The sequence below is a fragment of the Ruegeria sp. CI5 genome (assembly GCF_056536885.1).
In genome coordinates this window covers 1,019,371-1,040,787 of sequence record NZ_JBQFQN010000001.1, presented here as the reverse complement: position 1 = coordinate 1,040,787, position 21,417 = coordinate 1,019,371, and the positions used below count along the sequence as shown (strand labels likewise).

Annotated in this window: 23 protein-coding genes and 1 tRNA gene; 19 read left to right on the top strand and 5 right to left on the bottom strand. The window is 59.9% G+C overall.

The annotated features are described in order from the left end of the window. On the bottom strand, nt 1–1,134 hold the full coding sequence (locus ACR0BA_RS05200) for a polysaccharide biosynthesis/export family protein (RefSeq protein WP_367646390.1): 1,134 nt from the start codon (nt 1,132–1,134) through the stop codon (nt 1–3). Nucleotides 1,135–1,226: 92 nt separating this feature from the next. Beyond that, complete coding sequence (locus ACR0BA_RS05195; protein WP_480726773.1) at nt 1,227–2,525, bottom strand: capsule biosynthesis protein; 1,299 nt, start codon at nt 2,523–2,525, stop codon at nt 1,227–1,229. Between the two features lie 152 nt (nt 2,526–2,677). Here ACR0BA_RS05195 and ACR0BA_RS05190 point away from each other — a divergent pair, with 152 nt between their 5' ends. The 7 genes from ACR0BA_RS05190 (at nt 2,678) to ACR0BA_RS05160 (ending at nt 8,148) form a co-directional block, all read left to right on the top strand. Beyond that, entirely contained in the window at nt 2,678–3,265 is a 588-nt protein-coding gene (locus ACR0BA_RS05190) for a riboflavin synthase (protein ID WP_480726771.1), read from the top strand. Nucleotides 3,266–3,381: 116 nt separating this feature from the next. Beyond that, on the top strand, nt 3,382–4,503 hold the full coding sequence (gene ribB, locus ACR0BA_RS05185; RefSeq protein WP_005983875.1) for a 3,4-dihydroxy-2-butanone-4-phosphate synthase: 1,122 nt from the start codon (nt 3,382–3,384) through the stop codon (nt 4,501–4,503). Nucleotides 4,504–4,505: 2 nt separating this feature from the next. Beyond that, a complete protein-coding gene (locus tag ACR0BA_RS05180; RefSeq protein ID WP_480726770.1) occupies nt 4,506–5,057 on the top strand; it encodes a 6,7-dimethyl-8-ribityllumazine synthase in 552 nt (183 codons plus the stop codon). Continuing rightward, a complete protein-coding gene (nusB, locus tag ACR0BA_RS05175; RefSeq protein WP_170363703.1) occupies nt 5,054–5,536 on the top strand; it encodes a transcription antitermination factor NusB in 483 nt (160 codons plus the stop codon). The genes ACR0BA_RS05180 and nusB overlap by 4 nt, the downstream gene beginning before the upstream one ends. A gap of 67 nt (nt 5,537–5,603) precedes the next feature. After that, on the top strand, nt 5,604–5,900 hold the full coding sequence (locus tag ACR0BA_RS05170; protein WP_170339706.1) for a hypothetical protein: 297 nt from the start codon (nt 5,604–5,606) through the stop codon (nt 5,898–5,900). A gap of 84 nt (nt 5,901–5,984) precedes the next feature. Then, nucleotides 5,985–7,367 (top strand): PIG-L family deacetylase, encoded by a 1,383-nt coding sequence (locus ACR0BA_RS05165; RefSeq protein ID WP_480726767.1) that lies wholly within the window; start codon nt 5,985–5,987, stop codon nt 7,365–7,367. 349 nt (nt 7,368–7,716) lie between these two features. Continuing rightward, nucleotides 7,717–8,148, top strand: a complete 432-nt coding sequence (locus ACR0BA_RS05160; RefSeq protein WP_170339701.1) for an MmcB family DNA repair protein — start codon at nt 7,717–7,719, stop codon at nt 8,146–8,148. A gap of 2 nt (nt 8,149–8,150) precedes the next feature. Here the strand turns inward: ACR0BA_RS05160 and ACR0BA_RS05155 are convergent, their stop codons facing one another. After that, nucleotides 8,151–8,339, bottom strand: coding sequence for a DUF6324 family protein (locus tag ACR0BA_RS05155; protein ID WP_093961768.1), 189 nt, complete (start codon nt 8,337–8,339; stop codon nt 8,151–8,153). A 70-nt stretch (nt 8,340–8,409) separates the two neighbouring features. On the opposite strand from ACR0BA_RS05155, the gene ACR0BA_RS05150 reads away from it, so the two are divergent. The 7 genes from ACR0BA_RS05150 to ACR0BA_RS05120 all read left to right on the top strand — a co-directional run bounded on the left by ACR0BA_RS05150 (nt 8,410) and on the right by ACR0BA_RS05120 (nt 15,457). Beyond that, on the top strand, nt 8,410–8,901 hold the full coding sequence (locus tag ACR0BA_RS05150; protein WP_480726765.1) for a GNAT family N-acetyltransferase: 492 nt from the start codon (nt 8,410–8,412) through the stop codon (nt 8,899–8,901). Between the two features lie 47 nt (nt 8,902–8,948). Beyond that, a tRNA-His gene (locus tag ACR0BA_RS05145) sits at nt 8,949–9,025 on the top strand. Nucleotides 9,026–9,389: 364 nt separating this feature from the next. Further along, nucleotides 9,390–10,373 carry a glycosyltransferase family 2 protein gene (locus tag ACR0BA_RS05140; RefSeq protein WP_170389751.1) on the top strand — a complete coding sequence of 328 codons (984 nt, stop codon included), beginning with the start codon at nt 9,390–9,392 and terminating at the stop codon, nt 10,371–10,373. A gap of 5 nt (nt 10,374–10,378) precedes the next feature. Beyond that, nucleotides 10,379–11,314 carry a hypothetical protein gene (locus ACR0BA_RS05135; protein ID WP_480726764.1) on the top strand — a complete coding sequence of 312 codons (936 nt, stop codon included), beginning with the start codon at nt 10,379–10,381 and terminating at the stop codon, nt 11,312–11,314. After that, nucleotides 11,311–13,305, top strand: coding sequence for a hypothetical protein (locus ACR0BA_RS05130; protein ID WP_480726762.1), 1,995 nt, complete (start codon nt 11,311–11,313; stop codon nt 13,303–13,305). Before ACR0BA_RS05135 ends, ACR0BA_RS05130 begins: the two co-directional genes overlap by 4 nt. A gap of 164 nt (nt 13,306–13,469) precedes the next feature. Next, on the top strand, nt 13,470–14,474 hold the full coding sequence (locus ACR0BA_RS05125) for a glycosyltransferase family 2 protein (protein WP_480726760.1): 1,005 nt from the start codon (nt 13,470–13,472) through the stop codon (nt 14,472–14,474). Next, nucleotides 14,474–15,457, top strand: a complete 984-nt coding sequence (locus ACR0BA_RS05120) for a hypothetical protein (RefSeq protein WP_480726759.1) — start codon at nt 14,474–14,476, stop codon at nt 15,455–15,457. The genes ACR0BA_RS05125 and ACR0BA_RS05120 overlap by 1 nt, the downstream gene beginning before the upstream one ends. Nucleotides 15,458–15,475: 18 nt before the next feature. Here the strand turns inward: ACR0BA_RS05120 and ACR0BA_RS05115 are convergent, their stop codons facing one another. Then, nucleotides 15,476–15,778, bottom strand: coding sequence for a DUF6476 family protein (locus ACR0BA_RS05115; protein WP_093961773.1), 303 nt, complete (start codon nt 15,776–15,778; stop codon nt 15,476–15,478). On the opposite strand from ACR0BA_RS05115, the gene ACR0BA_RS05110 reads away from it, so the two are divergent. After that, nucleotides 15,777–16,820 (top strand): RluA family pseudouridine synthase, encoded by a 1,044-nt coding sequence (locus ACR0BA_RS05110; protein ID WP_480726757.1) that lies wholly within the window; start codon nt 15,777–15,779, stop codon nt 16,818–16,820. The two genes, ACR0BA_RS05115 and ACR0BA_RS05110, sit on opposite strands and share 2 nt — an antisense overlap. Before the next feature lie 124 nt (nt 16,821–16,944). Continuing rightward, nucleotides 16,945–17,841, top strand: coding sequence for an RNA polymerase sigma factor RpoH (rpoH, locus tag ACR0BA_RS05105; RefSeq protein ID WP_170339682.1), 897 nt, complete (start codon nt 16,945–16,947; stop codon nt 17,839–17,841). A gap of 60 nt (nt 17,842–17,901) precedes the next feature. Here the strand turns inward: rpoH and ACR0BA_RS05100 are convergent, their stop codons facing one another. Next, nucleotides 17,902–19,080 (bottom strand): dipeptidase, encoded by a 1,179-nt coding sequence (locus ACR0BA_RS05100; RefSeq protein WP_480726756.1) that lies wholly within the window; start codon nt 19,078–19,080, stop codon nt 17,902–17,904. A 147-nt stretch (nt 19,081–19,227) separates the two neighbouring features. On the opposite strand from ACR0BA_RS05100, the gene ACR0BA_RS05095 reads away from it, so the two are divergent. The 3 genes from ACR0BA_RS05095 to ACR0BA_RS05085 are packed head-to-tail and all read left to right on the top strand — an operon-like array spanning nt 19,228 to nt 21,413. After that, nucleotides 19,228–20,202: a Gfo/Idh/MocA family protein gene (locus ACR0BA_RS05095; RefSeq protein ID WP_480726754.1), complete on the top strand. Its 975-nt coding sequence runs from the start codon at nt 19,228–19,230 to the stop codon at nt 20,200–20,202. Between the two features lie 57 nt (nt 20,203–20,259). Then, complete coding sequence (locus ACR0BA_RS05090) at nt 20,260–20,529, top strand: DksA/TraR family C4-type zinc finger protein (RefSeq protein ID WP_093961778.1); 270 nt, start codon at nt 20,260–20,262, stop codon at nt 20,527–20,529. Further along, on the top strand, nt 20,526–21,413 hold the full coding sequence (locus ACR0BA_RS05085; RefSeq protein ID WP_480726752.1) for a DMT family transporter: 888 nt from the start codon (nt 20,526–20,528) through the stop codon (nt 21,411–21,413). Before ACR0BA_RS05090 ends, ACR0BA_RS05085 begins: the two co-directional genes overlap by 4 nt. The last annotated feature ends 4 nt before the right edge of the window (nt 21,414–21,417 follow it).

The window sequence follows — 21,417 nt, the reverse complement described above, 5'->3', positions numbered from 1 at the left end:
TCAGTTTCCGGTCAGCGTGGCGACGTTTGCAACGGGCGTCAGACCGCCGGCAATCAGCGAAATCGACTTCGTCCACTGTGCATATGGGGCTTCGGTCACGTAAATCGTGTCGTCGTCGCGGATCACGAAATCACGTGCAACAAACAGACCGTTGGGCGCCGTGAGGTTCAGCAGGTAGATCACGCGTTGTTCGCCCTGAAGGTTCGCCTGGCCCAGCACTTTGCGTGCAATGTCTTCGCGCTCGTCTCTCAGAACGAAGATACCTGTGGGATCCGAGGACAGCGATTGCAAGCCGCCGACCTGCGCCAGCGCTTCCAGCGCAGACAGATCCTGGCTGTCGAATGCGACGCGGGATTGCCCGCCCGTGGCCCCAAGCGCGATATACGACCGGGTGTCCTGTTCGACCAGGATGCGATCACCACCGCGCAGTGCGATGTCGGTTTCAGGATTGCGGAACAAATCGTCATACCACACGGTGCCACGCTGATTGCCGCGGATCACCGTGACCAGCGCAATATCCGGGGCGACCGCCACGCCACCGGCCCTTGCAAGCATCGTCGACAAGGTGCGGGTCGGGCGCTCGATCGGGTAGATGCCGGAGGCGCCGATCGTGCCGGTTACCGAGACCGTCGCACCGTCACCCGCCACGCGGCGGATCTGAACCTGCGGATCAGGCGTCTGCTCGCGCAGCTTTTCTGCAATCAGCGAGCGAAGCTGCTCGGGCGTATTGCCCGAGGCGCGCAAGCGGCCGGCATAGGGCACGAAGATAAAGCCTTCGCTGTCGACCTGAACCTCATCGAGATTGGTAGATGGGCCGGTTTCACCAGCCAGCAGACCGTCGTCGACGTTTTCCCAGATGGTCAGGCCAAGCACGTCGCCAGGACGAATGGTGTCAGATGTTACGCTTTGTGCTGACCGGAAGGCGGGCGGAAAGCCAAACTGTGGAACCGCAGAGGTGACATGGGCCACCCGGTCATCAACTTCGACCACGTGGGCGTTGCCGCCGTTGACTGTCGAGCCCGCAAGAATTTCGGTTTTGTTCGGCCCGGCCTTGGGCAGTTGGCACGCTGTCAGAAGGCCAATGGCTGCAACGAGGGACAACCCTCGTATCCATCGAGTAGGGAAACGCTGCACTGCCGAAATACCTCGAGTTTCGTATGTAGTCTTTTGGTTTGCGGTCAAACTAGCGGTTTCATACTTCAAGTTCCAGCCAGCGAAGCACCGTGTCATTCAACGATTTTCAACTGTGGCGTGATGGTCGCGATTCCGGTCAGCGCGGCCTGATAAGGGTCGCGAGCCTGCAACATCATGTCAGCAACCCGCCGCAGCAACTGGCGCCGTCCGCCGCGCGAGTAATAGCCGCCCGGCACTTGGCTGGTTTCCAACAGGAATTGGCGGTATGCCCGATAGGCCTCCGTGTCCGGTTTTTGCGGGTGCCTGAAGAATTCGTCAATCGGTTGATGCGAGACCAGTTCAGGCTTGTCGTAGACCGACTTGCCGAAGACACGCAGAGGGATGCCGCGCCACAGAGCCTGCTGTCCGGCGGTGGAGTTGATGGTCAGGGCCGAGCTCGCGTGATCCAGAAGGCGCGCCAGCTTTCCCCCGGGCACGTAATGCACGCGATCCGAAATGCCCAGTTCGCGCGCAAGTGCTTGGACGCGTCTTCTTAGCGGCTCGCGCTGGTTCTCAAGGGGATGTTCCTTGATGACCAGGCGGTGGTGGGACGGAGCGCCCTTGGCGAACCCCTCCATCACCGGGGTGATGAAATCGGCCATGCATGAAAAGTCTGAATGCGCCTGGACCGAACTGTCGTGCCCCAGTTGCAGCAGCACCAGATGATAGGGGAACCCGCCGCGCCTTACGCGCCAGGTGGCGAGAACGCGCTGCAGTCGATGGATCGGCATGAGCGCCAAACGTTTGAAATACAGTTTGAATTCCTTTGAGACAGGCACTTCTCGGTGCGGGCGGAAATTACGGTACCCACGGTTCGCACACAGAACGAACCAGTGGTACAGTGCGCCGTAGAAAATGTGTTGCCGCATATCCCCCCAATGTGACGGGGGTGGGGGCGTTTTGGCGCCCGAGCTTTGCAACGCTTGCTGCATCTGGGCGATTTCCAGATCCATCAGGCGAGAATGTCCGTTTGACCCATTGCGTTCATAGGTGACCCACCAAGGTCGAAGGTACCCTTCCTCGAACACATGAACACGGATGCCGTGGCTTCGCGCCGTACGGATCGCGTCGGCGTGCACCGGGCGAACATCGCCATAAAGCACGATGTCGGTTACACCGCGCGACAGGATGATGTTCGTCAGGCTTTCCGGCCAGTTTTCTAGCCCGCCGCGATAGGGGATATAGCTGGCGCGATCGAACCAAAAGGCCTGGTCCCCGGCGTTGAACCCGACACGCCACACCTGCGCGCCAGCCGCGCGCAACATGCGACCCAGGCCGCTGAAGAACGGCCCATGCGGCCCCTGCAGAAACAGGAATACGCGACTGTCGGAGTTGTCCTTCGGTTGCCTCATGCCAGATGCTCGAATTCTGGTTGCCCGTGTTTTATTGAACAAACTATGCCTTTTCGCGGCCAGCCGGGCAAGGCAGGGCTTGCTCCGCCCGCCACTTGGCCTTACCTCGGCGTGGATTGCATGGCACAGCTTAGGCGCAGAGGGTTAACGGAATGTTTACTGGGATCGTCACCGATATCGGCACAATTATCGAGTTGGAGCAGCAGGGCGATCTGCGTGCACGCATCCGGACAGGCTATGAAACATCCGGCATAGATATTGGTGCGTCGATCGCCAGCGACGGGGTTTGCCTGACCGTCGTCGCGCTGGGTGATGACTGGTACGATGTTCAGATCAGCGCCGAGACCGTTTCCAAAACCAATCTGGACGGCTGGAAGGTGGGCTCAAGGGTCAACCTTGAACGGGCCTTGAAGGTGGGTGACGAATTGGGTGGCCATATCGTATCGGGACACGTGGATGGCGTCGCAGAGATCGTCGCGATGGCCGAAGAAGGCGACAGCACCCGCGTGACCCTGCGCGCGCCCAACGATTTGGCGCGCTTCATCGCGCCCAAGGGCTCGGTTGCTCTGAACGGCACTTCGCTTACGGTCAACGATGTCGACGGTTGCGATTTCGGGATCAACTTCATTCCTCATACCAAAGAGGTGACGACTTGGGGCGCGGCCAAGGTCGGAGATCGGGTCAATCTGGAAATCGACACGCTGGCCCGGTACGTGGCCCGATTGGCCGAGGTTTCGTGATCGCCAGCGAAGAAATTGCGTCGCGTTAGGTACGGCCCACTTCGTTTGCGGACTGGCCTTTGCGCCCGTGCTGGTCTATCCCGCGTTGCAACACCTGCTCTGTGAAAGGCTGCCCCATGAGCTTTGAAACACCCGGACCGGTCGAGGCCCAACTGCGCGACGCGATCAGCCCGATCGAAGAGATCATCGAAGAGGCGCGCCAGGGCCGGATGTACATTCTGGTCGATCACGAGGACCGCGAGAACGAAGGCGACCTGGTGATCCCGGCGGAATTCGCCGATGCCGAGGCGATCAATTTCATGGCCACCCATGGCCGCGGGCTGATCTGCCTGCCGATGACGGCTGAGCGGATCGACCGTCTGGGCCTGCCGATGATGGCCGTGAACAACTCGTCGCGGCACGAAACCGCCTTTACCGTCTCGATCGAGGCGCGCGAAGGCGTCAGCACCGGGATCTCGGCCGCCGACCGGGCGCTGACCATCGCCACCGCGATCAACGAGCAGAACACCATGGCACATCTGGCCACGCCCGGCCATGTCTTTCCGCTGCGCGCCAAACGGGGCGGAGTGCTTGTACGCGCCGGCCACACCGAGGCCGCCGTGGACATTTCGCGCCTGGCCGGGCTGAACCCCTCGGGCGTGATCTGCGAGATCATGAAGCCCGACGGCACCATGGCCCGTCTGCCCGATCTGGTCGAATTCGCCAAAGAGCATGGGCTGAAGATCGGCACAATCAGCGACCTGATCTCGTACCGCGCGCGCCACGACAATCTTGTGGTCGAGACCGCGCGCCGGATGGTCACGTCGGAATATGGCGGCGAGTGGGAGATGCGGATATTCACCGATCAGACCCACGGGATCGAACATGTGGTGATGATCAAGGGCGACATCAGCACGCCCGAGCCCGTTCTGACCCGCACCCATGCGCTGCACGAGGCTTCGGACATTCTGGGCCTTGGTCCGAAGTCGCCGCAGGAACTGCCGCGCGCGATGGAAAAGATCGCCGCCGAGGGCCGGGGCGTGGTCTGCCTGTTCCGCAACCCGCGCAACTCGCTGTACGCGGCCGAGGACGAAGGCCCGCGCACCATCAAGCAAACCGGTCTGGGCGCGCAGATCCTGTCCAAGATGGGCATCAAGGAACTGGTGCTGCTGACCGACTCGCCGCAGACGAAATACCTGGGTCTGGACGCCTTTGGCCTGTCCATCGTCGGGACCCGCTCGATTCTCAAGGATGACTGAGCATGGCTGAGCAAGACAAACACGGCGTTCTGCCGACCCCGAAATTCGATGACCCGGTCAAGCTGCTGATCGTCGTGGCCCCGTTCTATCGTGCCATCGCCGACGACCTGGTTCGCGGCGCCAAGGCCGAGATCGAGGCCGCCGGCGGCAGTTGCGAGGTGGTCGAGGTGCCCGGCGCGCTCGAGATTCCGACCGCGATTGCCATGGCCGACCGCCAGTGCAACTTTGACGGCTATGTGGCGCTGGGCTGCGTGATCCGGGGCGAGACCACGCATTACGAAACCGTCTGCAACGATTCCAGCCGCGCGATCCAACTGCTGGGTCTGCAGGGGCTGTGCATCGGCAACGGCATCCTGACGGTTGAAAATGACGCGCAGGCCGAAGTGCGCGCAAATCCGGAAGAGATGAACAAAGGTGGCGGCGCGGCGGCTGCGGCCTTGCATCTGATCGCGCTCAGACGTAAGTGGGGCGCTTCGAAAAAGGGCGTCGGATTCAAGCCGCCGTCCGAGTCCATCCTCGTGGCGGGCGACAGCAACGGATCAACGACAGCATGACCCAGACAGACACGCCGAAACCGGCAAACCGGAAACGCCTGATGAAATCCGCCGCGCGGCTGTATGCCGTGCAGGCGCTGTTCCAGATGGAGCAGTCGGGCCAGACGACCGAGCAGGTGGTCAACGAGTTTCTGGATCACCGGTTTGGCGCGGTCTACGAGGGCGACGAGATGCTGGAAGGCGACAGCTCGGTCTTCCGCAAGCTGGTGGATGACGCGGTGAATTATCAGGCGCCGATCGACCAGATGACCGACCGGGCGCTGGTGGCCAAGTGGCCGATCTCGCGCATCGACCCGACCCTGCGGGCGCTGTTCCGCGCGGCCGGCGCCGAGCTGAGCCAGAGCGACACGCCGCCCAAAGTGGTCATCACCGAATTCGTCGACGTGGCGCGCGCCTTCTTCCCCGAAGGCAAAGAGCCAAAATTCGTCAACGCGGTTCTGGATCACATGGCCCGCGAAGCCAAGCCCGAGGCGTTCTGACGCGCCACGGGCGATTTTACCCGGCATGAAATTGCGCTAGACTCCTGCCGTGTGAAGGAGGTGCGTCATGCCGAAACTGATCCGTCTTTACATCACCCAGGTTGCGCTGGGGTTTGTGATATCGGCTGTGTTTGTCGCGGTGCTGCTGCTGTTGAACGTGGCCAACCTGCGCCACCTCATCACCGGGTCCGACATTGGCTTTATCGCGCTGATCATGATCTGGTTCATGAACGGGATCGTCTTTGCGGGCGTCCAATTCGCCTATGCGATCATGAGCATGGCCGAAAAGCCCAAAGGCCCGCGCGGGGGCACCCCGGTCGCGGTCAAGTTGGAGCCCGTGCGCGTCGAAGCGCGCCGGTCGTGATAGGTGGTTCCTGGCGCTTGCAATTGGTCTGCCCCTGACATTTGATGCGCAAGCGTATCGAATTGTCCATGAAAGACCGTTTCCTTGACCAAGCCAAGTTATGAAGACGTCATCAATTCGCCGGCGTTTCTGGATGATCTGTCAAGTTTGAATCAGGCGATTGCGGGCGGGCTGAAACAAGCAGGCCAGCCAGTCGCGATCAATGGAAACGTGTGCTATGCACACATGCAGGAAAACTTTCACAAATCCGATCTCGCGCCGTCGATGGAGCCGAAACGGCGTGCTCTTCACCGGCTGGCACAGGAAAGCCATTGCTTTGCCGAGGTCGGAGTGGCGGGCGGCCACGCGGGTCTGTTGGCGCTGCATTCGAACCCCGGTTTGAATTATATCGGCATCGACCTTGGACAGCGTTTGCGCGCCTCGTGGCCGCCGGTCGACATCTACGTGCCGATCGCATTCCGATGGTTCGAAAACCGCTTCTCGGATCGCGTGAAGTTCTACCTCAAGCCAGCGATCGAAGGGCTTGAGCAGGCAGTTCAGGATCGGCCGTTCGGCCCGATCGACCTGTTGCACTTGGATGCGCAGAAAAACAGCAGGATCGCCGAGCTGGATGCGGTCTGGTCTGGCCTGGCTGACAGATGCTACCTGATTCAGGGAGACAACCGAAACGGCCATGTGCAGGCAAGCTCGGCCCGTTTGGTCCAGCAAGGGCGCGCGCGGCCGGTCAACCTGATTGGACCGGAAACCCTGCACAGCGCGAATTTCGGCCTTTTGGAGATCGGTCCGGGCGTTGCGCGCAACGTACTCAGCCTGGACGGGCTTGCCCATCAGCGCATTCTCGTGTGCGTGTGCCATCAAGATGATGAAACGCTGTTTGCCGGCTCACTTCTGGCGCATCTCAAGGGACATGCCGAAATTGTCGTTGCAAGCTTCTTCCGGCCTGCATCCAACCGTCGAGACACCGATACGCGCGAAGCGGCGATGCAACAGGTGTGCGACATGATTGGGGCCACCCGGGTGCAACTGCCCTTTGCGGTCGAAAGTGATTACCCGAAGTTGCGCCGTTTTATTCGCATGCCAACCGGCGATGGCATGCCAGAACCTGAAATCGTCCGGCCATTGCGCCGCCATCCGTTGTTTGGGCTGTTATCCGGATCCGCCTATGCGTTGATGAAGCAGGTCACGCCGACAACCGTCATCACTCACAATCGAGTTGGCGAATACGGGCATATCGAACACGTGCTGTTACATCATGCGGTCAAGCAGGCATCTGCACGGTACACGGACGCCCAGATGTTGGCGTTTGGATTGAACTTGCCAACGGCAGATTTGACTGTGCCAAGCCTGCCGGATCAAAAAAACAGGATGTTTGACTGTTATATGCCGCAATGGAACGGACGCGGGCTTTATGATTTTGCTCTGGATGACGAAACCTTCGCACGGGTCGATCCGCAAGAAATCCCCTGATCGGAAGGCGGCGGGACCACCAGGCAACCGTGCGGTTTTGATTCCCGAGGACCTGTATGTACAGGTGGGCGCCAGGTAAACGGGCCAGGACCCGAACAGAGCCAGCTCCCTCGGAATTGCTTAAGGCCACCGGAATGCTACCAGTCACGAGAAGGGCAGAACCCGCCAAGGGCGTAAGTAGGGCGCAACACTGAGTTGCACAAGGGGCTTGCACAACAGTTTTTGGTCTGGGTCGTGCGGAAGTTGATTGTGGGGGCAGATTCTGGGGATGGGGGCCGGGTAAAATCCGGGATGATGAACAACCCCTGCCAACTTGACAATTTGTTCACTAATTGTTCACACTCTTCGCATGACAGTTGAACTTCAGCCCGGACAAAGATTGGCCAGGGGTGTCTCGCGACACCTTGTGACGCACGGCTTTGTTTCGATTGAGGAATTCGTCCCGACCCGCGGGTTGCGCGTTGACGTCATGGGGTTGGGGCCAAAGGGCGAACTTTGGGTGATCGAGTGCAAGTCCAGCCGGGCGGACTATATGTCCGATTCGAAGTGGCAGGGTTATCTGGATTGGTGCGACCGCTTCTTCTGGGCGGTGGACACGGATTTTCCCACCGAGCTGCTGCCCGCCGAAACCGGACTTATCATTGCGGATGCTTATGACGCCGAGATCGTACGCATGTCCCCCGAGACCAAGTTGGCCGGGGCAAGACGCAAAAAGATGATCCAGAAATTTGCCATGGACGCCGCGCGGCGGTTGCATGGCCTGCGTGATCCGCGGCTTTGATTTCAGCCTTTGACGGCGCGTGCGGCTTGTGCTGCGGCGCGGATCTCGTCGGCGATTTCCTCGGCTTCTTCCGGGTCGAAATCCATGGGGATTTCAAGCTCGCCCGCCTCGATGAACAGGCGCACCATTCCATGGTCGGTCGGACCGATCTGAAGGTTCGCTTCGATGTCACGTTCGGTATTGATGCCCATTCTCGCCTCCGGGGACTGAGCGTTTCTGCTAGCCTGCAACGCAATGGGAATCAAGCGGAGTGTGTGGCCGATGCTGCAAGGGGACAATGCTGAGATCCGGCCGTTTCGCGAAGATGACCGCGATTGGCTGGTCGAGCGCCACGGAACGCTTTACGCGCGGGATGAAGGATTTGACGAGAGCTTCGCCCTTCTGGTGGCCCGTATTCTGGACGAATTTGTCGCCGGGCATGATCCCCAACGCGAGAGGGGATGGATCGTTGAAAGTGACGGAAAGCGCCTTGGTAGTATTTTCTGTGTCGCGCAGGATGAAACTACCGCCAAACTGCGGCTTTTTTTGCTGGAACCCGACGCGCGGGGCAGGGGACTTGGGGCGCGGCTTTTGATGACATGCATGGATTTTGCACGATCCGCGGGCTATGCGTCGATGGTGTTGTGGACCCACGAAAGCCACAGGGCTGCCTGCAAGCTGTACCAAGCGTATGGATGGCGCCTGACCGACAGCAAACCGGTTCATTCCTTCGGCGTCGATCTCATCGAACAAAGCTGGTCAATTCGACTTTAAGGCTCTTGCAATCCCCGAACGCGTTCGTTAAATCGCCCCTCACGAGTGCCGCCTTAGCTCAGTTGGTTAGAGCGCTGGATTGTGGATCCAGAGGTCCCCTGTTCAAGCCAGGGAGGCGGTACCATCTCCCCTCGACAAGACTGCTCGACCGCCGCTTTTGACGTGCGCTGTTTTTCCGTTGGTAGGGTTGGGATTAACGAGGCCGGTCGCAAGAGATTTGCGGTGCAACTGGCGGAATTAGTTTGGTTTTTACTGTTCCCTTTTACGCCGTAACCCAAAATTCTGGGATTATTTGAGAGGGCAATCGACTCCAGATGGGACCTGTCGTCTGCTTCCGTGGTGCTTAGGGCGCTTGCGTCCGAAGGCCGGTTACACGTGTAGCGGTGCACCAGTGGGCCCAGACATTCCCTCGTACGGAATTCGACCCTCGCAGCATTGGTGCGGTTTGTGTAAGAAGAAGGTCAAAGGCAGTTCGGGAACAGGCGTAAATGTCTCAGACCATTACCGTATTCACGACGATGAAAAACGAAGGCCCCTACATGCTGGAGTGGGTCGCGTTTCATCGGACTTTGGGCGTCGATCATTTTGTGATCTTCACCAATGACTGTGAGGACGGTACCGATAGGATTGCACAACGGCTTGAGCAGATGGGTTTGGCATCCCACGTCCCGAATGCTGTGCCTGAGGGTGGAAACCCCCAGCACCAGATGCTCCGGCGGGCACGGCGACATCCTAGGGTCAAAGAAGCCGATTGGCTGATGTGCCTTGATGTCGATGAGTTTTGGAACATTCGATGCGGCGACAACAGCTTCGCGGCCTTGATTGATGCCGTCGAACAGAAGGCAGGACAATCGGTGGACGCCATTTCGTTCGCATGGCGGTTGTTTGGGACGTCGGGCAATATCAGTTTTGACGACACGCCCGTGACACGGTCATTTTGCATGGCCGATCAGGAGTTTCCCTATCATTCGGGTCGCGCATATGGTCTGAAAACGCTGTTTCGGAACAATGGCAAGTTCACTCGGTTCGGACCGCACAGACCCAAGGGCATTGAAGAGGGCAAAGAGGCCGAGGTCGCATGGTCGGACGCGGGCGGAAATCTGTTTCCGGCCGAGAATGTCGGTTGGCGCGCTTGGCGGAATTTCGACCATTCCTTCGGACGGCTCCATCATTATTCCGTTCGATCTCTGGATGGCTTTCTTATCAAGCGGGACCGGGGGCGGACCAACCACGTAAAGGTGGATCAGGGGCAATCCTACTGGTCGGACATGAATGCTAACAAGGTTCAGGACACCTCGATCCAGCCGATCGCCCAGCGTGCAGCACCGTTGCTCGACGAGCTCAAATCGGACCCCGAACTGCGCGAATTGCACGAACAGGCCTGTGACTGGCACCGCGCCAAGATCGCCGAGATCAAGATGCGCCCCGATTGGGTGGAGTTCCGGTCTTGGCTGGCCGACAATCTGGTGTGACGGCCATGGCGGACGATCTGACCAAAGCGCAGCTGCAACCTGACCACCCGGATCGGAAGACCGGCTATGAACGCATTCTGACCGATCCGCCCCCGCCTTGGTTTGTCGAGATTTACCCCGGCGGGGACGGGACGGGGTTTCTGCAAAAGCTCGACCGCCATTCGGTTATCTTCCACCAGCGTGACCCGGCGCGGCTGGTCATCAGTTTTGACAATATTGCAAATGCCAATGACCTGTCCTTTGCCCGCGAGCCGTGGGGCTGGAAGTTTTTCCGGGACGAGGGGTGGTCCCATCTGGGCGTGATCGCCCGCACAAAGGCATGGTATCGCGACCCCGAAATCATCGGTTATTTCGAGGACAAGGCGCGCGAGGGGTTTTTTGACAAGTTCGATCAGGTCGTGTTTGCCGGGGCGTCCATGGGAGGGTTCGCCGCGTTGACCTTCTCAGCACTGGTGCCGGGTGCGATCGTCATTGCTTTCAATCCTCAGACCACATTGGACGAGCGGCGGGTCCCTTGGGAAACTCGCTATCGATTCGGTCGTGTCCAGGACTGGGATCTGCCGCTGAGTGACGCTGTCGAAACCGTTCAGGCCGCCGCCCGGGCCTATGTGTTTTACGACCCGTTCTTTGACTTGGACAGGCAACAGGTCACACGGCTGCAGGGCGGCAATGTCGTTCTTCTCAAAACCTGGTTCGCCAACCACTTCGCCGCACCCATGCTGCGGAAACTCAATCTTTTGAAACCGGTGATGCAGCATGCGATGCGTGGGACCCTGGAGCCGTCCGAGTACTACAAGATGATGCGTGCCCGCCGGAGATTGCCGATCTACATGCGCGGTATTGAAGCCGTGGGCGAAGAACGTCACCCAAAGCTGGTAACGGCCGCCCGCCAGCGGTTCCGGGCCATGCGCCGGGCTATGGCGGCAGGGGACGCGTCATGACGCCCAAACGGGGCGTGTTCATCGGCCAGCGCAAGGACCGCATGGGTGCCCGACTGCTGATGATGCTGACCTGCATACGCCTGGCCGAGGATTTCGGCGCGGATTATCGGGTCAACTGGTTTCCACCGGGGGCCGATGCCCCCGAACTGGACAACCCGGAAGAGCTGTTCGATCCCGAATGGATCAAATCTCACTTTCTGGATCAAAAAAACCACGATCGGCTGTCGAAGAATGCGCTGCCGGTCTGGAGCTTTTTGGGCGACGCGACGCCCGATCGGCTGATGGCGCATCTGGCCGCTGGCCGCTCGGTCTTGGTCGAAGAGGGATTCGAGGTTCTTGCCTTTCCTTGGGAGGATATTGAAGCGATCCGCCCGCGCTACCGCGAGTTCATTCACCGTATCGGGTTCACTCCGCAAATCCGGCACATCATGGAGCTTGCCGATGCAAGGCTCTCGGGGCAGGGCGTTTCTGCCTACCATATCCGGCGCGGTGACATCCTGAACGCGCTGCCCTGGAAGCACACCACCTGGCCGGCAAAGGTCGAGCCGGAAGAACTCTACGATATGCATCTTTCCAAGAGGCTGGACCGGCCCGCGATCATGTTCTCGGACCAGCCCGAGCTGATTGCGCGGTTTCAAAAGCGTTATCCGAACCTGATGCAGATGTCCGACATTGCGGACCTGTCTGGAATGACCCGAGCACAGCGCGACTTTCTCGAGCTTTTTGCCATGTCCCGGGCCGAACAGGTGATCGCTCCGTTCATCTCGGCCTTTTCCATGGCGGCTGCACGGATATCGGGGCAGCAAAGACTGGTATTCCGCGATGTCCTGACCGAGGCCGAATTGGACGAGGCGAACGAAACCGTCATCCGGCGCGTGGCGCAAGGCCCCGAGACTTTTCTGAACCCATCCGAGGCCGCCCATGTTTATGCCAAGGCTGCGCAATATCTGTGCGCCCAGGATCGGTGCCAAGAGGCTTTTGATCTGGGCCAGCCGATCCTCGATGCCGGGGCGGACAACGCTTTTCTGCCCCTGCTGCAGGCGTTGAACGCGTTCTATCTGGGCAAGTGGAAGGAAAGCGAGCAACTGGCCCGGGACGGGTTGGAGAACCCGCATCTTTGGCCCGAAGATCACGCGGTTCTGACCGCATTGCGGGGGGCCATTCTTGGCGCCAGAAAGAAACGCTGGGCTGCCGGGCGTCACTTTGCAAAAGCGTTTTGGGCCAAGCCGTTGCGACCCGATGTTGTGGTTTTGGGTTCGCGCATGCTGTACCGCGACCAACTGCCCGTTCGACTGTTTCCGCCCGTGGATTGGGCCCTGCAGCGCAGGCTGCGCCAACGTCGGTTTCCGCCGTTCAACAACCTGTACCTTGTCCAGCACAAGGTGATCGTGAGGGCGCCCTGCAATTTCGACATGATCCTGCTTGATTGGTCCGATCTTTCCCTGGACCAGCGCGCCAGGCGGCTGCAGGACAGCGGTCCGCGCCTGCAAGCTTTGTGGGCCGGGCTGACTGCGATCGACGACGTGCCGGAACAGGACCCCGCTGTGGAAAGCCTGTCATCGTTGCTGCAATGGCGCATGGGCGAGGTTGCCGTCGAGACGGCAATTGATGCCGCCCGGGACGTGGTTCTGCGGTGCCCCGACAACCCCCTGTACTACAAACGTCTTGCCGAGCTCTATGCGGATGCAGGTGACCGACGTCAGGCGCGATTGACTATGGCCGAGGCGCTGGCTTGTGACCCTGACAGCGCGTTTCTGGTTTTCGCGATGGGGCAACTCTTGGTGCGCATCGGCGCCGAAGAGCAAGCCGAGGCGCAGATCCTGCACGCGGCCGAGCTGGACGACATCACCGCCGCCATTCAAGGGGCCGCGGGTCAGATTTGCCTGAAGCGCGGCGAAAAACAGCGGGCGCAGGTGTTTCTGCAACGGGCCAAGGCGTTGTGTCCAACCTACAAACGTTTTTCCAACCAGCTCAAAAGGGCAGAGGGGTAACATGCGGGCCTTTCACGATATCCAGCACCATTCAGGGTCATCTGTGTGCAAACACGCCCAAGGTTTCGGCTTGGTCATCGCCTGCAATGGAATTATTCTGGCGGGCAAACACTGGTCTTGCGTGCCCGCGTCCGGCCTGCATGGCACCAAAAACTGAGGCAAAAATGGTCGATCAGCCCCCCCGCTTTGTCAGCGTTACCCCGATGAAGAACGAAGGCCCGTTCGTTCTGGAATGGGTCGCGCACAATCAGGCTATTGGCATCGGCCAGATGGTCGTGATGACGAATGACTGCACGGACGGGACGGATGCGCTGCTCGAGCGGCTGGACCAGCGCGGGGTTCTGATCCATGTGGACAACAATTCCCGCCGCGCGACAAGCCCTCAGAAACGCGCGTACAAACGCTTTTTGCAGATGGACATCGCTGGTCCTGAAGACTGGGTGATCGTGATCGACGCCGACGAGCAGATCAATGTAAAGACGGGAAACAACACTCTGAAATCATTGGTTGATGCCGTGCCGGATGCCAAGATGATTTCAATGACCTGGCGGTTGTTCGGCAATGCCGGAGTGGTTCAATACGAAGACAGGTTCCTGTCCGACCAATTCCGCCATGCTGCCCCCGAGCGCAAACCTAGACCGGCGCAGGCATGGGGATTGAAGACGATGTTCCAGCGGCACTTGTGGGATGTGATCGGTGTTCACCGCCCCAAACGTCCGACGGTCGACCGCATGGAAGACTGCCACTGGTACAATGGTTCGGGCCAGCCAATGCCCGAGCGGTATTTTACAAGCAGTTGGCGGTCGGCGCGGGACTCGGTCGGATATGACCTTGTGCAGCTCAACCACTACGCTCTGAAGTCCTGCGAGAGCTACTTGGTCAAGAAAGTGCGGGGACGGGCTCATCACACGGGCGACAGCCTGGGCTTGGAGTACTGGAACATCATGAACCAGAATGCGGTGGTCGAGACATCGGTCGATGCGATTGCCGCGCGCAAGCGGGACTGTTTCGACGACCTGATGTCGGACCCCGAAACGGCCCGGCTGCACCGCCAGTCCTGCGAATTGCACCGCAAACAGATATCGGAACTGCTGGGCACGTCCGAGATGCAGGAGTTGATGCATCAGATGACCGCGCAGGCCGAAACCGTTACACGAGGCGCAACCTAATGCTGTGGTTGCATTTGGGGATGCCGAAGACAGGGACGACGGCCTTGCAGTCCTTTCTGCGCAACAATGCGTCGGCCTTGTCGGATTCCGGGCTCAGATACATGGAGGCCGGACGTCGCAGACCGGAAGGGGACGATCGCCCCAAGGTCAGCCATAACCTGTTGGCGTTCCACATGAACCAGTCCGCAGAACCGATGGACAAGTACCGTGAGGCCGTTGCGCGCGAGTACGAGGCACATGGCAGCAAGGCCTGCCTGATGTCGTCGGAAATGTTCTATTCGGCCGATCTGGAACGGCTTGCGCAGCTCTTCACCGAGATACCCGCACGCGAAATGCGTGTGGTATTCTATTGCCGCCGCTACTCCGATTTCTTTGAGGCGGACTACAAGCAGCGGGCCAAAAATGGCCGTTTGCCAGCCGACGGTTCAGCCTTGATTCGGGACCAGCTGGCGAAGATCAAGGCCGAGCCTCACTCGGTTTCTTTTTCCGGCGCGGTTTCCCGAATCCGCAACGCGTTCCCGGGTGTCACGGTTGTGCCGGCACTCTATGACCGCGACGAAATGCTGAATGGCAATATCGTCGATGACTTCCTGAACAAACTGGGCGTGTCGCGACCGGGAGGGGAGGTTGCCAGTGAGCCTGCCAATCCAACACTGTCCCGCGCCGCAAGTGAAGCCTTTGGCGTCGTCACGCGAGCCATCGGGCGCAAGCGCAGCCGCCAACTGCGTCGCCAAGTACCCAAAGAACCCATCATGTTCCGGCACCATGACGTTCTGGAACCCGAGGAACGGGCATGGCTTGATACCTATTTGACCGAAGCCGACGAAGGATTTCGGGCTGAGTTCTTTCCCGACCGGGACACTCTGTTCAAGCCGGTCTGGCTGAGCCCGGACGAAGTCAGGTTTCGTCGTGATGCGCCGGACGAGATCGTTGCGTTCAAACAAGCTGCAGAAATCGTGTTCAGAATAGCCTTGGGTGAATAGGCTGGCGGCGCCACAGGCTCAATCAAGCGAGATCTGCTGTCGTTGCTTCCCAGTGGTCTTGTCGAAAATCAGGATGCGGTTGTCATCGGTCACCACAGCGAACCAATTGTTTCCGATGGTCACGGCTTGGGCCTTTGCACCGTCCGGCAGTTCGATCTGATCGGGCAGGGTGGGGGTTCTGTCCGATAGACGGATGACAATCAAAGCGAATGTCACTAGAACCCCGCCAATCATCACCGCGGTCAGCAGCATGACCATGCGGCGCAGAAGGCGCAGTTGAGGCGTTTCCTGCGGTTCTTGGGGATCTGAAGGGACAGTCATGGGCACCCGGCAAATAGACTTCGTTATCGCGGACGCTCCGCCGCCCCGCCTTGATAAGGCGCTTTCGCGGGATGTTCCAGCATATGAAAACCTGTCGCGTACCCGGCTGGCCCGGCTGATCGAAGAGGGCGCGGTTCTGGTCGACGGCAAGGTCGTGCTCGACGCCAAAGCCAAAGTGCCGGAAGGCGCCGTTGTGTCCATAACCGTCTCCGAAGCGGACGAGAGTCACATCGGGGCCGAGGACATTCCGCTGGACATCGTGCATGAAGACGCTGACCTGATCGTGATCAACAAGCCTGCGGGCATGGTCGTCCACCCGGCACCGGGATCGCCCAACGGCACTTTGGTGAACGCCCTGCTGCACCACTGTGGCGAGGAATTGTCGGGGGTAGGCGGGGTCAAGCGGCCGGGCATCGTGCACCGGATCGACAAAGATACCAGCGGGTTGCTGGTGGTTGCCAAATCGGACCCCGCCCACCAGGGGCTGGCGGCCCAGTTCGAGGCGCACAGCGTCGAGCGCTACTATCGCGCGGTCTGCTATGGCGTTCCGGATGCCAATGACCCGCGGCTGCGCGGTGTCAAAGGCGTGAGTTTTGAGCCCGGCAACGTGATGCGCATCACAACGCAACTGGCCCGGCACAAACATGATCGGCAGAAACAGGCGGTGCTTTTTCATGGCGGGCGCCATGCCGTGACGCGTGCGCGCGTCGTTGACGTGTTCGGACAACCCGGCGCGGTATCATTGATCGAGTGCTGGCTGGAAACCGGACGCACCCACCAGATTCGGGTGCACATGGCACATGCGGGCCACGGCTTGGTGGGCGACCCGGTCTATGGCGGCAAGCGTAAACTGTCGGCCCGGTCGTTTGATGCAGACGCTGCGGAGGCGGTGCGTGCGTTTCCGCGCCAAGCCCTGCAAGCGGCTGTCCTGGGCTTTGTACATCCCGTCTCCGGCGAGGAAATGCGTTTTGAAGCAGCATTGCCGCAAGATATCGAGGCACTCATCTCGGTTCTGAAACAACCTGCAAAGTCTCGTGACTAAGACTTTCTTAGCTTTCCTTTATCGTTCCTTAATCCCAGACTGTTAATACCTGCTCTTGAATGGTCCTGAACGTGGCCCCATATCCATGTTAAGGGCGTAAACATTTGTCCAAGGGACGTGATACATGGCAAACTACAAAAATCTCCCCGTGCCTACGCCAGAAGGTGGGCTGAACCGGTATCTGCAGGAAATCCGCAAATTCCCTCTGCTGGAGCCGGAAGAGGAGTACATGCTGGCCAAACGTTGGGTCGAAGAGCAGGACACCGAAGCGGCGCACAAGATGGTGACATCGCATCTGCGACTGGCCGCCAAGATCGCCATGGGCTATCGCGGCTATGGTTTGCCGCAGGCTGAGGTGATTTCCGAGGCCAATGTGGGCCTGATGCAAGCCGTCAAGCGGTTTGACCCGGAAAAAGGCTTTCGTCTGGCGACCTATGCAATGTGGTGGATCCGCGCCTCGATCCAGGAATACATCCTGAGATCCTGGTCGCTGGTGAAACTGGGCACCACCTCGGCGCAGAAAAAGCTGTTCTTCAACCTGCGCAAGGCGAAAGCACGGATTGGCGCGTTGGAGGAGGGCGACCTGCACCCGGACAATGTCAAGCGGATCGCCAATGACTTGGGCGTGACCGAAGAAGAGGTCATCAGCATGAACCGCCGCATGTCGGGTGGGGATGCGTCGCTGAACGCCACGGTCGGGTCCGAGGGCGAAGGCACCATGCAGTGGCAGGACTGGCTGGAAGACGAAGATGCCGACCAGGCCGGCGACTATGAAGCCCGCGAAGAGCTTGAGGTGCGCCGCGAGTTGCTGACCGAGGCGCTGGACGTCCTGAACGACCGCGAAAAGGACATCCTGACCCAGCGCCGGTTGATGGATCAGCCTGTGACGCTCGAGGAACTGAGTACGCAGTACAATGTCAGCCGCGAACGCATCCGTCAGATCGAGGTGCGCGCCTTTGAAAAGCTGCAGAAAAAGATGCGTGAGTTGGCGCGTGAAAAGGGCATGCTGGCCACCGCCTGATCACGGCAATCCGATGAACAAGCGGCCCGGGGAACCCGGGCCGTTTTTTCTCGCCACGTCCTACTGCAGCTGTTGGCGGAATACCCGTACCATGTTTTCGCCCATGACCTTGCGGATCTGAGCTTCGGTCAGGCCCTCGTCCAACAAGGCCGAGGTCATCGCCGCCAGTTCCGATGTGTCGAATGCGGTCTCGACCGAGCCGTCATAGTCGGACCCCAGTGCCACATGGTCTTCCCCGACCGTCTCGATGGCTGCCTTGATCATTTTGGCAATTCCCGCCGGGGCGATGTCGCCGCAAGTGACGTCGGCCCAATATCCCATCCCGATGACACCGCCGGTCGCGGCGATTTCCTTCATCAGGTCATCGGGATAGTTGCGCTTGACCGGGCAGAACCCGTGAAGACCGCCATGGCTGACGATCAGCGGCTCGTCGGTCATAGCCAGCACGTCGCGCGCCACTTGCGGGCTGGAATGGGCCAGGTCGATCACCACCGGGCGCTTGGCCAATTCGGCCACCACCTGCCGCCCGAATTCGGTCAGGCCCGTGTTCCCGGTGCCGTGAAGCGAGCCGCCCAGTTCGTTGTCAAAGAAATGCTGAAGCCCGAACACCCTGTGGCCCGCCTCGAATATCGGGTCGAGATTGGCCAGATCGCCCTCCAGCGGATGGGCGCCTTCGATCCCCAGAATGCCACCCACGACCTGTTCGCCGCGCGCGCGGGCGTCGAGCACCGCATCCAGATCCGCGCGGGTCTTGATGACCTTGAGATGTCCGCTTGAGGCGGCCTCGAACCGGTGCAGTTTCTCAGCCTGATAAATCGCGCGTTCTTTCAAGCTGTCCCAGGTGCGCAGCGGCCATAGCTGACCGATGGCCAGCAGGGTGATGTTGTCGAACGCCTCGGCCGAGTTTGCCTCGTAATTCTGCCCGGCCGGTGATTTGGTCACGGCGGTGAACACCTGCAGGGCCACGTTGCCTTCGATCAGCCGGGGAATATCCACCTGGCCGCGGGTTCCGCGCTCGGTCAGGTCGCGGCTCCACAACAGTGGATCGGCGTGCAGGTCGCCCACGATCAGGGTTTCGTGCAGGGCAGCGGCAGTGTCGGACACCGGATATGGGTCGTGGTCGATCACGTTGTTGCGCGCGTTTTCGACATATGGCGGCACTACCACGAAAAATATCACGGCCCCGATGACGACCACAGCCGCCGTGAGGCCTACCAGCCATTTCAGAAATCTTCTCACGTTAGTCCCTCCCGTTTGTCATGCGCAGATTACGGGTGTCCCGCGCACAGAAAAGCCTGACTTGGCGTCGCTTGGCTGATACAGAGAGCGCAACAGATGTTGGCGCAAACATTTCGGCGCCCAACGTGGTCAGATACGGAGGACACCATGCACAAGCCGGTTCAATGGGGCATTCTGGGGGCGGCGAAATTCGCACGCCAATTCATGGGTCCGGCGATCCATGCGGCCTCGGGCGCGCGTTTGTCTGCATTGGCGACTTCGGATCCGGCGAAAGCCGGTCCATTCCAGGACTTCTGCCCGGACCTTACGGTCTTTGACGACTATGACGCGCTGCTGGCTTCGCCCGAAATCGAGGCGGTCTATATCCCTCTGCCGAACCACCTGCATGTGGAATGGAGTCTGAAAGCGCTGGACGCTGGCAAGCACGTTCTGTGTGAAAAGCCGATGACCATGCGCGCCGAGGAGTTCGACGCTCTGATCCACAAGCGCGACCAGACCGGGCTGCTGGCGGCCGAGGCCTATATGATCGTGCACCACCCGCAGTGGCAGCATGTGCGCGACCTGATCGCCGACGGCGCCATCGGTGATCTGGCGCATGTCACGGGCGCATTCAGCTTCGACAACCGCACCGACACCGGCAATATCCGCAACCGGGCCGAAACCGGCGGGGGCGGGCTGCGCGACATCGGCGTCTATGTCATCGGGTCGGCCCGTTTTGCGACGGGGCAGGAACCGGACACCGTGCAATCGGCCATCCGCTGGGAGGATGGCATCGACGCGTTCACGGAAATCCGCGCGCAGTTTCCGGGCTTTACCTATTCTGCCTATGTCTCGATCCGAATGCATCCGTATCAGGAAATGGTCTTTCACGGCGAGCGCGGCCTGATCCGCCTGACCGCGCCGTTCAACGCGCGAGTGTTTGGCGAGGCCCGGGTCGAGCTGCATCGCCCGGGGCTTGAGGTTCTGGTGCGGCGCTTCCCGGCCGACGATCACTACAAGCTGCAGGTCGAGGCGTTTTGCCGGTCCGTTCGCGCGGGTGACGAATACCCGTGTCAGCTCGAATTCTCGCGCGGGACGCAGGCGATGATCGACCGGGTGTTAGACGGCGCAACGCCGCTCTGACTTGCGTGATCAGCCGCCCCACGCCTAAACTGGTGAGCACCTGAACAGGAGGGGGCCATGGCCGGAGGCTGGGCGCGCGACGGCGCTGTAAGTGAACAGATCGAGGCTTCGATTTCAGACGAGCTGGCACGGATGCAGGCAAAAAAGCGTCCGGTCGGTGAAAGCCTGACCCATTGTGCAGAGTGCGAAGAACCGATCCCCGAAAAGCGCCGACTGGCGATCCCCGGGGTCAAGCTGTGCCTGGATTGCCAGCAAGAGCGTGATGGTGCTTTCAAGGCCCGCGGCGGTATCAATCGGCGCGGCTCCAAGGACAGCCAGCTCAAGTGAAGGGGCCCGGCAAAGACGGCGGTTCCCTTTTTCAGAATGGCTTGTTTCTTGGGTTCATGGCCGCATTTCTTTGGGGCACACACAGCGTCATCGTGCGCTACCTGACCGGAGATCTGGGTGGTATGCAAATTGCCACAACTAGGCTGTTCATAGCTGCTTTGGCCATCTACGGCATGTTGCGTGCGATGAATGCGCCGGTTTCCGTCCAGCTCCGGGATTGGAACTTCCGTCTTGCGGTTTTGGCGACCGTCATCAACTATATTCTGTTTCATATCGGGCTTGAACACACCGGTGCAGGCAGCGCGATGGTGTTGGAAAATACCGCGCCGTTCTTTGTTCTGGTTTTCTTGTATTTCTTCGCCGACACCCCTGTTGGAAAAGCCGATGTTCTGGCGACCCTTCTGGCCATCTTGGGGGTCTTTCTTACGGTTTTCCGCGATTTCGAAGGCGGCGGGGACCCGGTTCTGGGGGATATGATGGAAATTGGGGCCGGGGTCAGCTGGGCGGTGTTCCTGATCGCCAGCAGTCGGGCCATGCGCGCGTCGAAATCGACGGCCGAGCGTCTGAATTTCCTGTTTGGTGTGTTCCTGTGCTCGGCCGTAATTCTGCTTCCGCTGTCCGTTTTTGCACTGCGGATGCCATCCGGCAGCGATTTGGTGTTTTTGGTTTTGCTGGGCGTTTTCCCGACTGCGTTGGCCTATTACCTTTGGTACGAGGCCGCCGCGCGTGTATCGACGTTGACCGCGACCCTTTTGTTCGCCGCCTCGGTGGTGTTCACCTTCGTCAATTCGGCAATTTTTCTGGGGGCACCGATCACCCCAATGGCTGCGATTGGGGCGGGATTGATCGTATTCGCGGTGTTCCTCACGACCAGAAAAAACTAGGCGA

What these genes read in the sequence shown, in the direction of transcription:
- ACR0BA_RS05195 (WP_480726773.1), bottom strand. Translation starts at nt 2,525, where the DNA reads ATGAGGCAACCGAAGGACAACTCCGACAGTCGCGTATTCCTGTTTCTG.
- ACR0BA_RS05190 (WP_480726771.1), top strand. Translation starts at nt 2,678, where the DNA reads ATGTTTACTGGGATCGTCACCGATATCGGCACAATTATCGAGTTGGAG.
- ribB (WP_005983875.1), top strand. Translation starts at nt 3,382, where the DNA reads ATGAGCTTTGAAACACCCGGACCGGTCGAGGCCCAACTGCGCGACGCG.
- ACR0BA_RS05180 (WP_480726770.1), top strand. Translation starts at nt 4,506, where the DNA reads ATGGCTGAGCAAGACAAACACGGCGTTCTGCCGACCCCGAAATTCGAT.
- nusB (WP_170363703.1), top strand. Translation starts at nt 5,054, where the DNA reads ATGACCCAGACAGACACGCCGAAACCGGCAAACCGGAAACGCCTGATG.
- ACR0BA_RS05170 (WP_170339706.1), top strand. Translation starts at nt 5,604, where the DNA reads ATGCCGAAACTGATCCGTCTTTACATCACCCAGGTTGCGCTGGGGTTT.
- ACR0BA_RS05160 (WP_170339701.1), top strand. Translation starts at nt 7,717, where the DNA reads ATGACAGTTGAACTTCAGCCCGGACAAAGATTGGCCAGGGGTGTCTCG.
- ACR0BA_RS05155 (WP_093961768.1), bottom strand. Translation starts at nt 8,339, where the DNA reads ATGGGCATCAATACCGAACGTGACATCGAAGCGAACCTTCAGATCGGT.
- ACR0BA_RS05150 (WP_480726765.1), top strand. Translation starts at nt 8,410, where the DNA reads ATGCTGCAAGGGGACAATGCTGAGATCCGGCCGTTTCGCGAAGATGAC.
- ACR0BA_RS05140 (WP_170389751.1), top strand. Translation starts at nt 9,390, where the DNA reads ATGTCTCAGACCATTACCGTATTCACGACGATGAAAAACGAAGGCCCC.
- ACR0BA_RS05135 (WP_480726764.1), top strand. Translation starts at nt 10,379, where the DNA reads ATGGCGGACGATCTGACCAAAGCGCAGCTGCAACCTGACCACCCGGAT.
- ACR0BA_RS05130 (WP_480726762.1), top strand. Translation starts at nt 11,311, where the DNA reads ATGACGCCCAAACGGGGCGTGTTCATCGGCCAGCGCAAGGACCGCATG.
- ACR0BA_RS05125 (WP_480726760.1), top strand. Translation starts at nt 13,470, where the DNA reads ATGGTCGATCAGCCCCCCCGCTTTGTCAGCGTTACCCCGATGAAGAAC.
- ACR0BA_RS05120 (WP_480726759.1), top strand. Translation starts at nt 14,474, where the DNA reads ATGCTGTGGTTGCATTTGGGGATGCCGAAGACAGGGACGACGGCCTTG.
- ACR0BA_RS05110 (WP_480726757.1), top strand. Translation starts at nt 15,777, where the DNA reads ATGGGCACCCGGCAAATAGACTTCGTTATCGCGGACGCTCCGCCGCCC.
- ACR0BA_RS05115 (WP_093961773.1), bottom strand. Translation starts at nt 15,778, where the DNA reads ATGACTGTCCCTTCAGATCCCCAAGAACCGCAGGAAACGCCTCAACTG.
- rpoH (WP_170339682.1), top strand. Translation starts at nt 16,945, where the DNA reads ATGGCAAACTACAAAAATCTCCCCGTGCCTACGCCAGAAGGTGGGCTG.
- ACR0BA_RS05095 (WP_480726754.1), top strand. Translation starts at nt 19,228, where the DNA reads ATGCACAAGCCGGTTCAATGGGGCATTCTGGGGGCGGCGAAATTCGCA.
- ACR0BA_RS05090 (WP_093961778.1), top strand. Translation starts at nt 20,260, where the DNA reads ATGGCCGGAGGCTGGGCGCGCGACGGCGCTGTAAGTGAACAGATCGAG.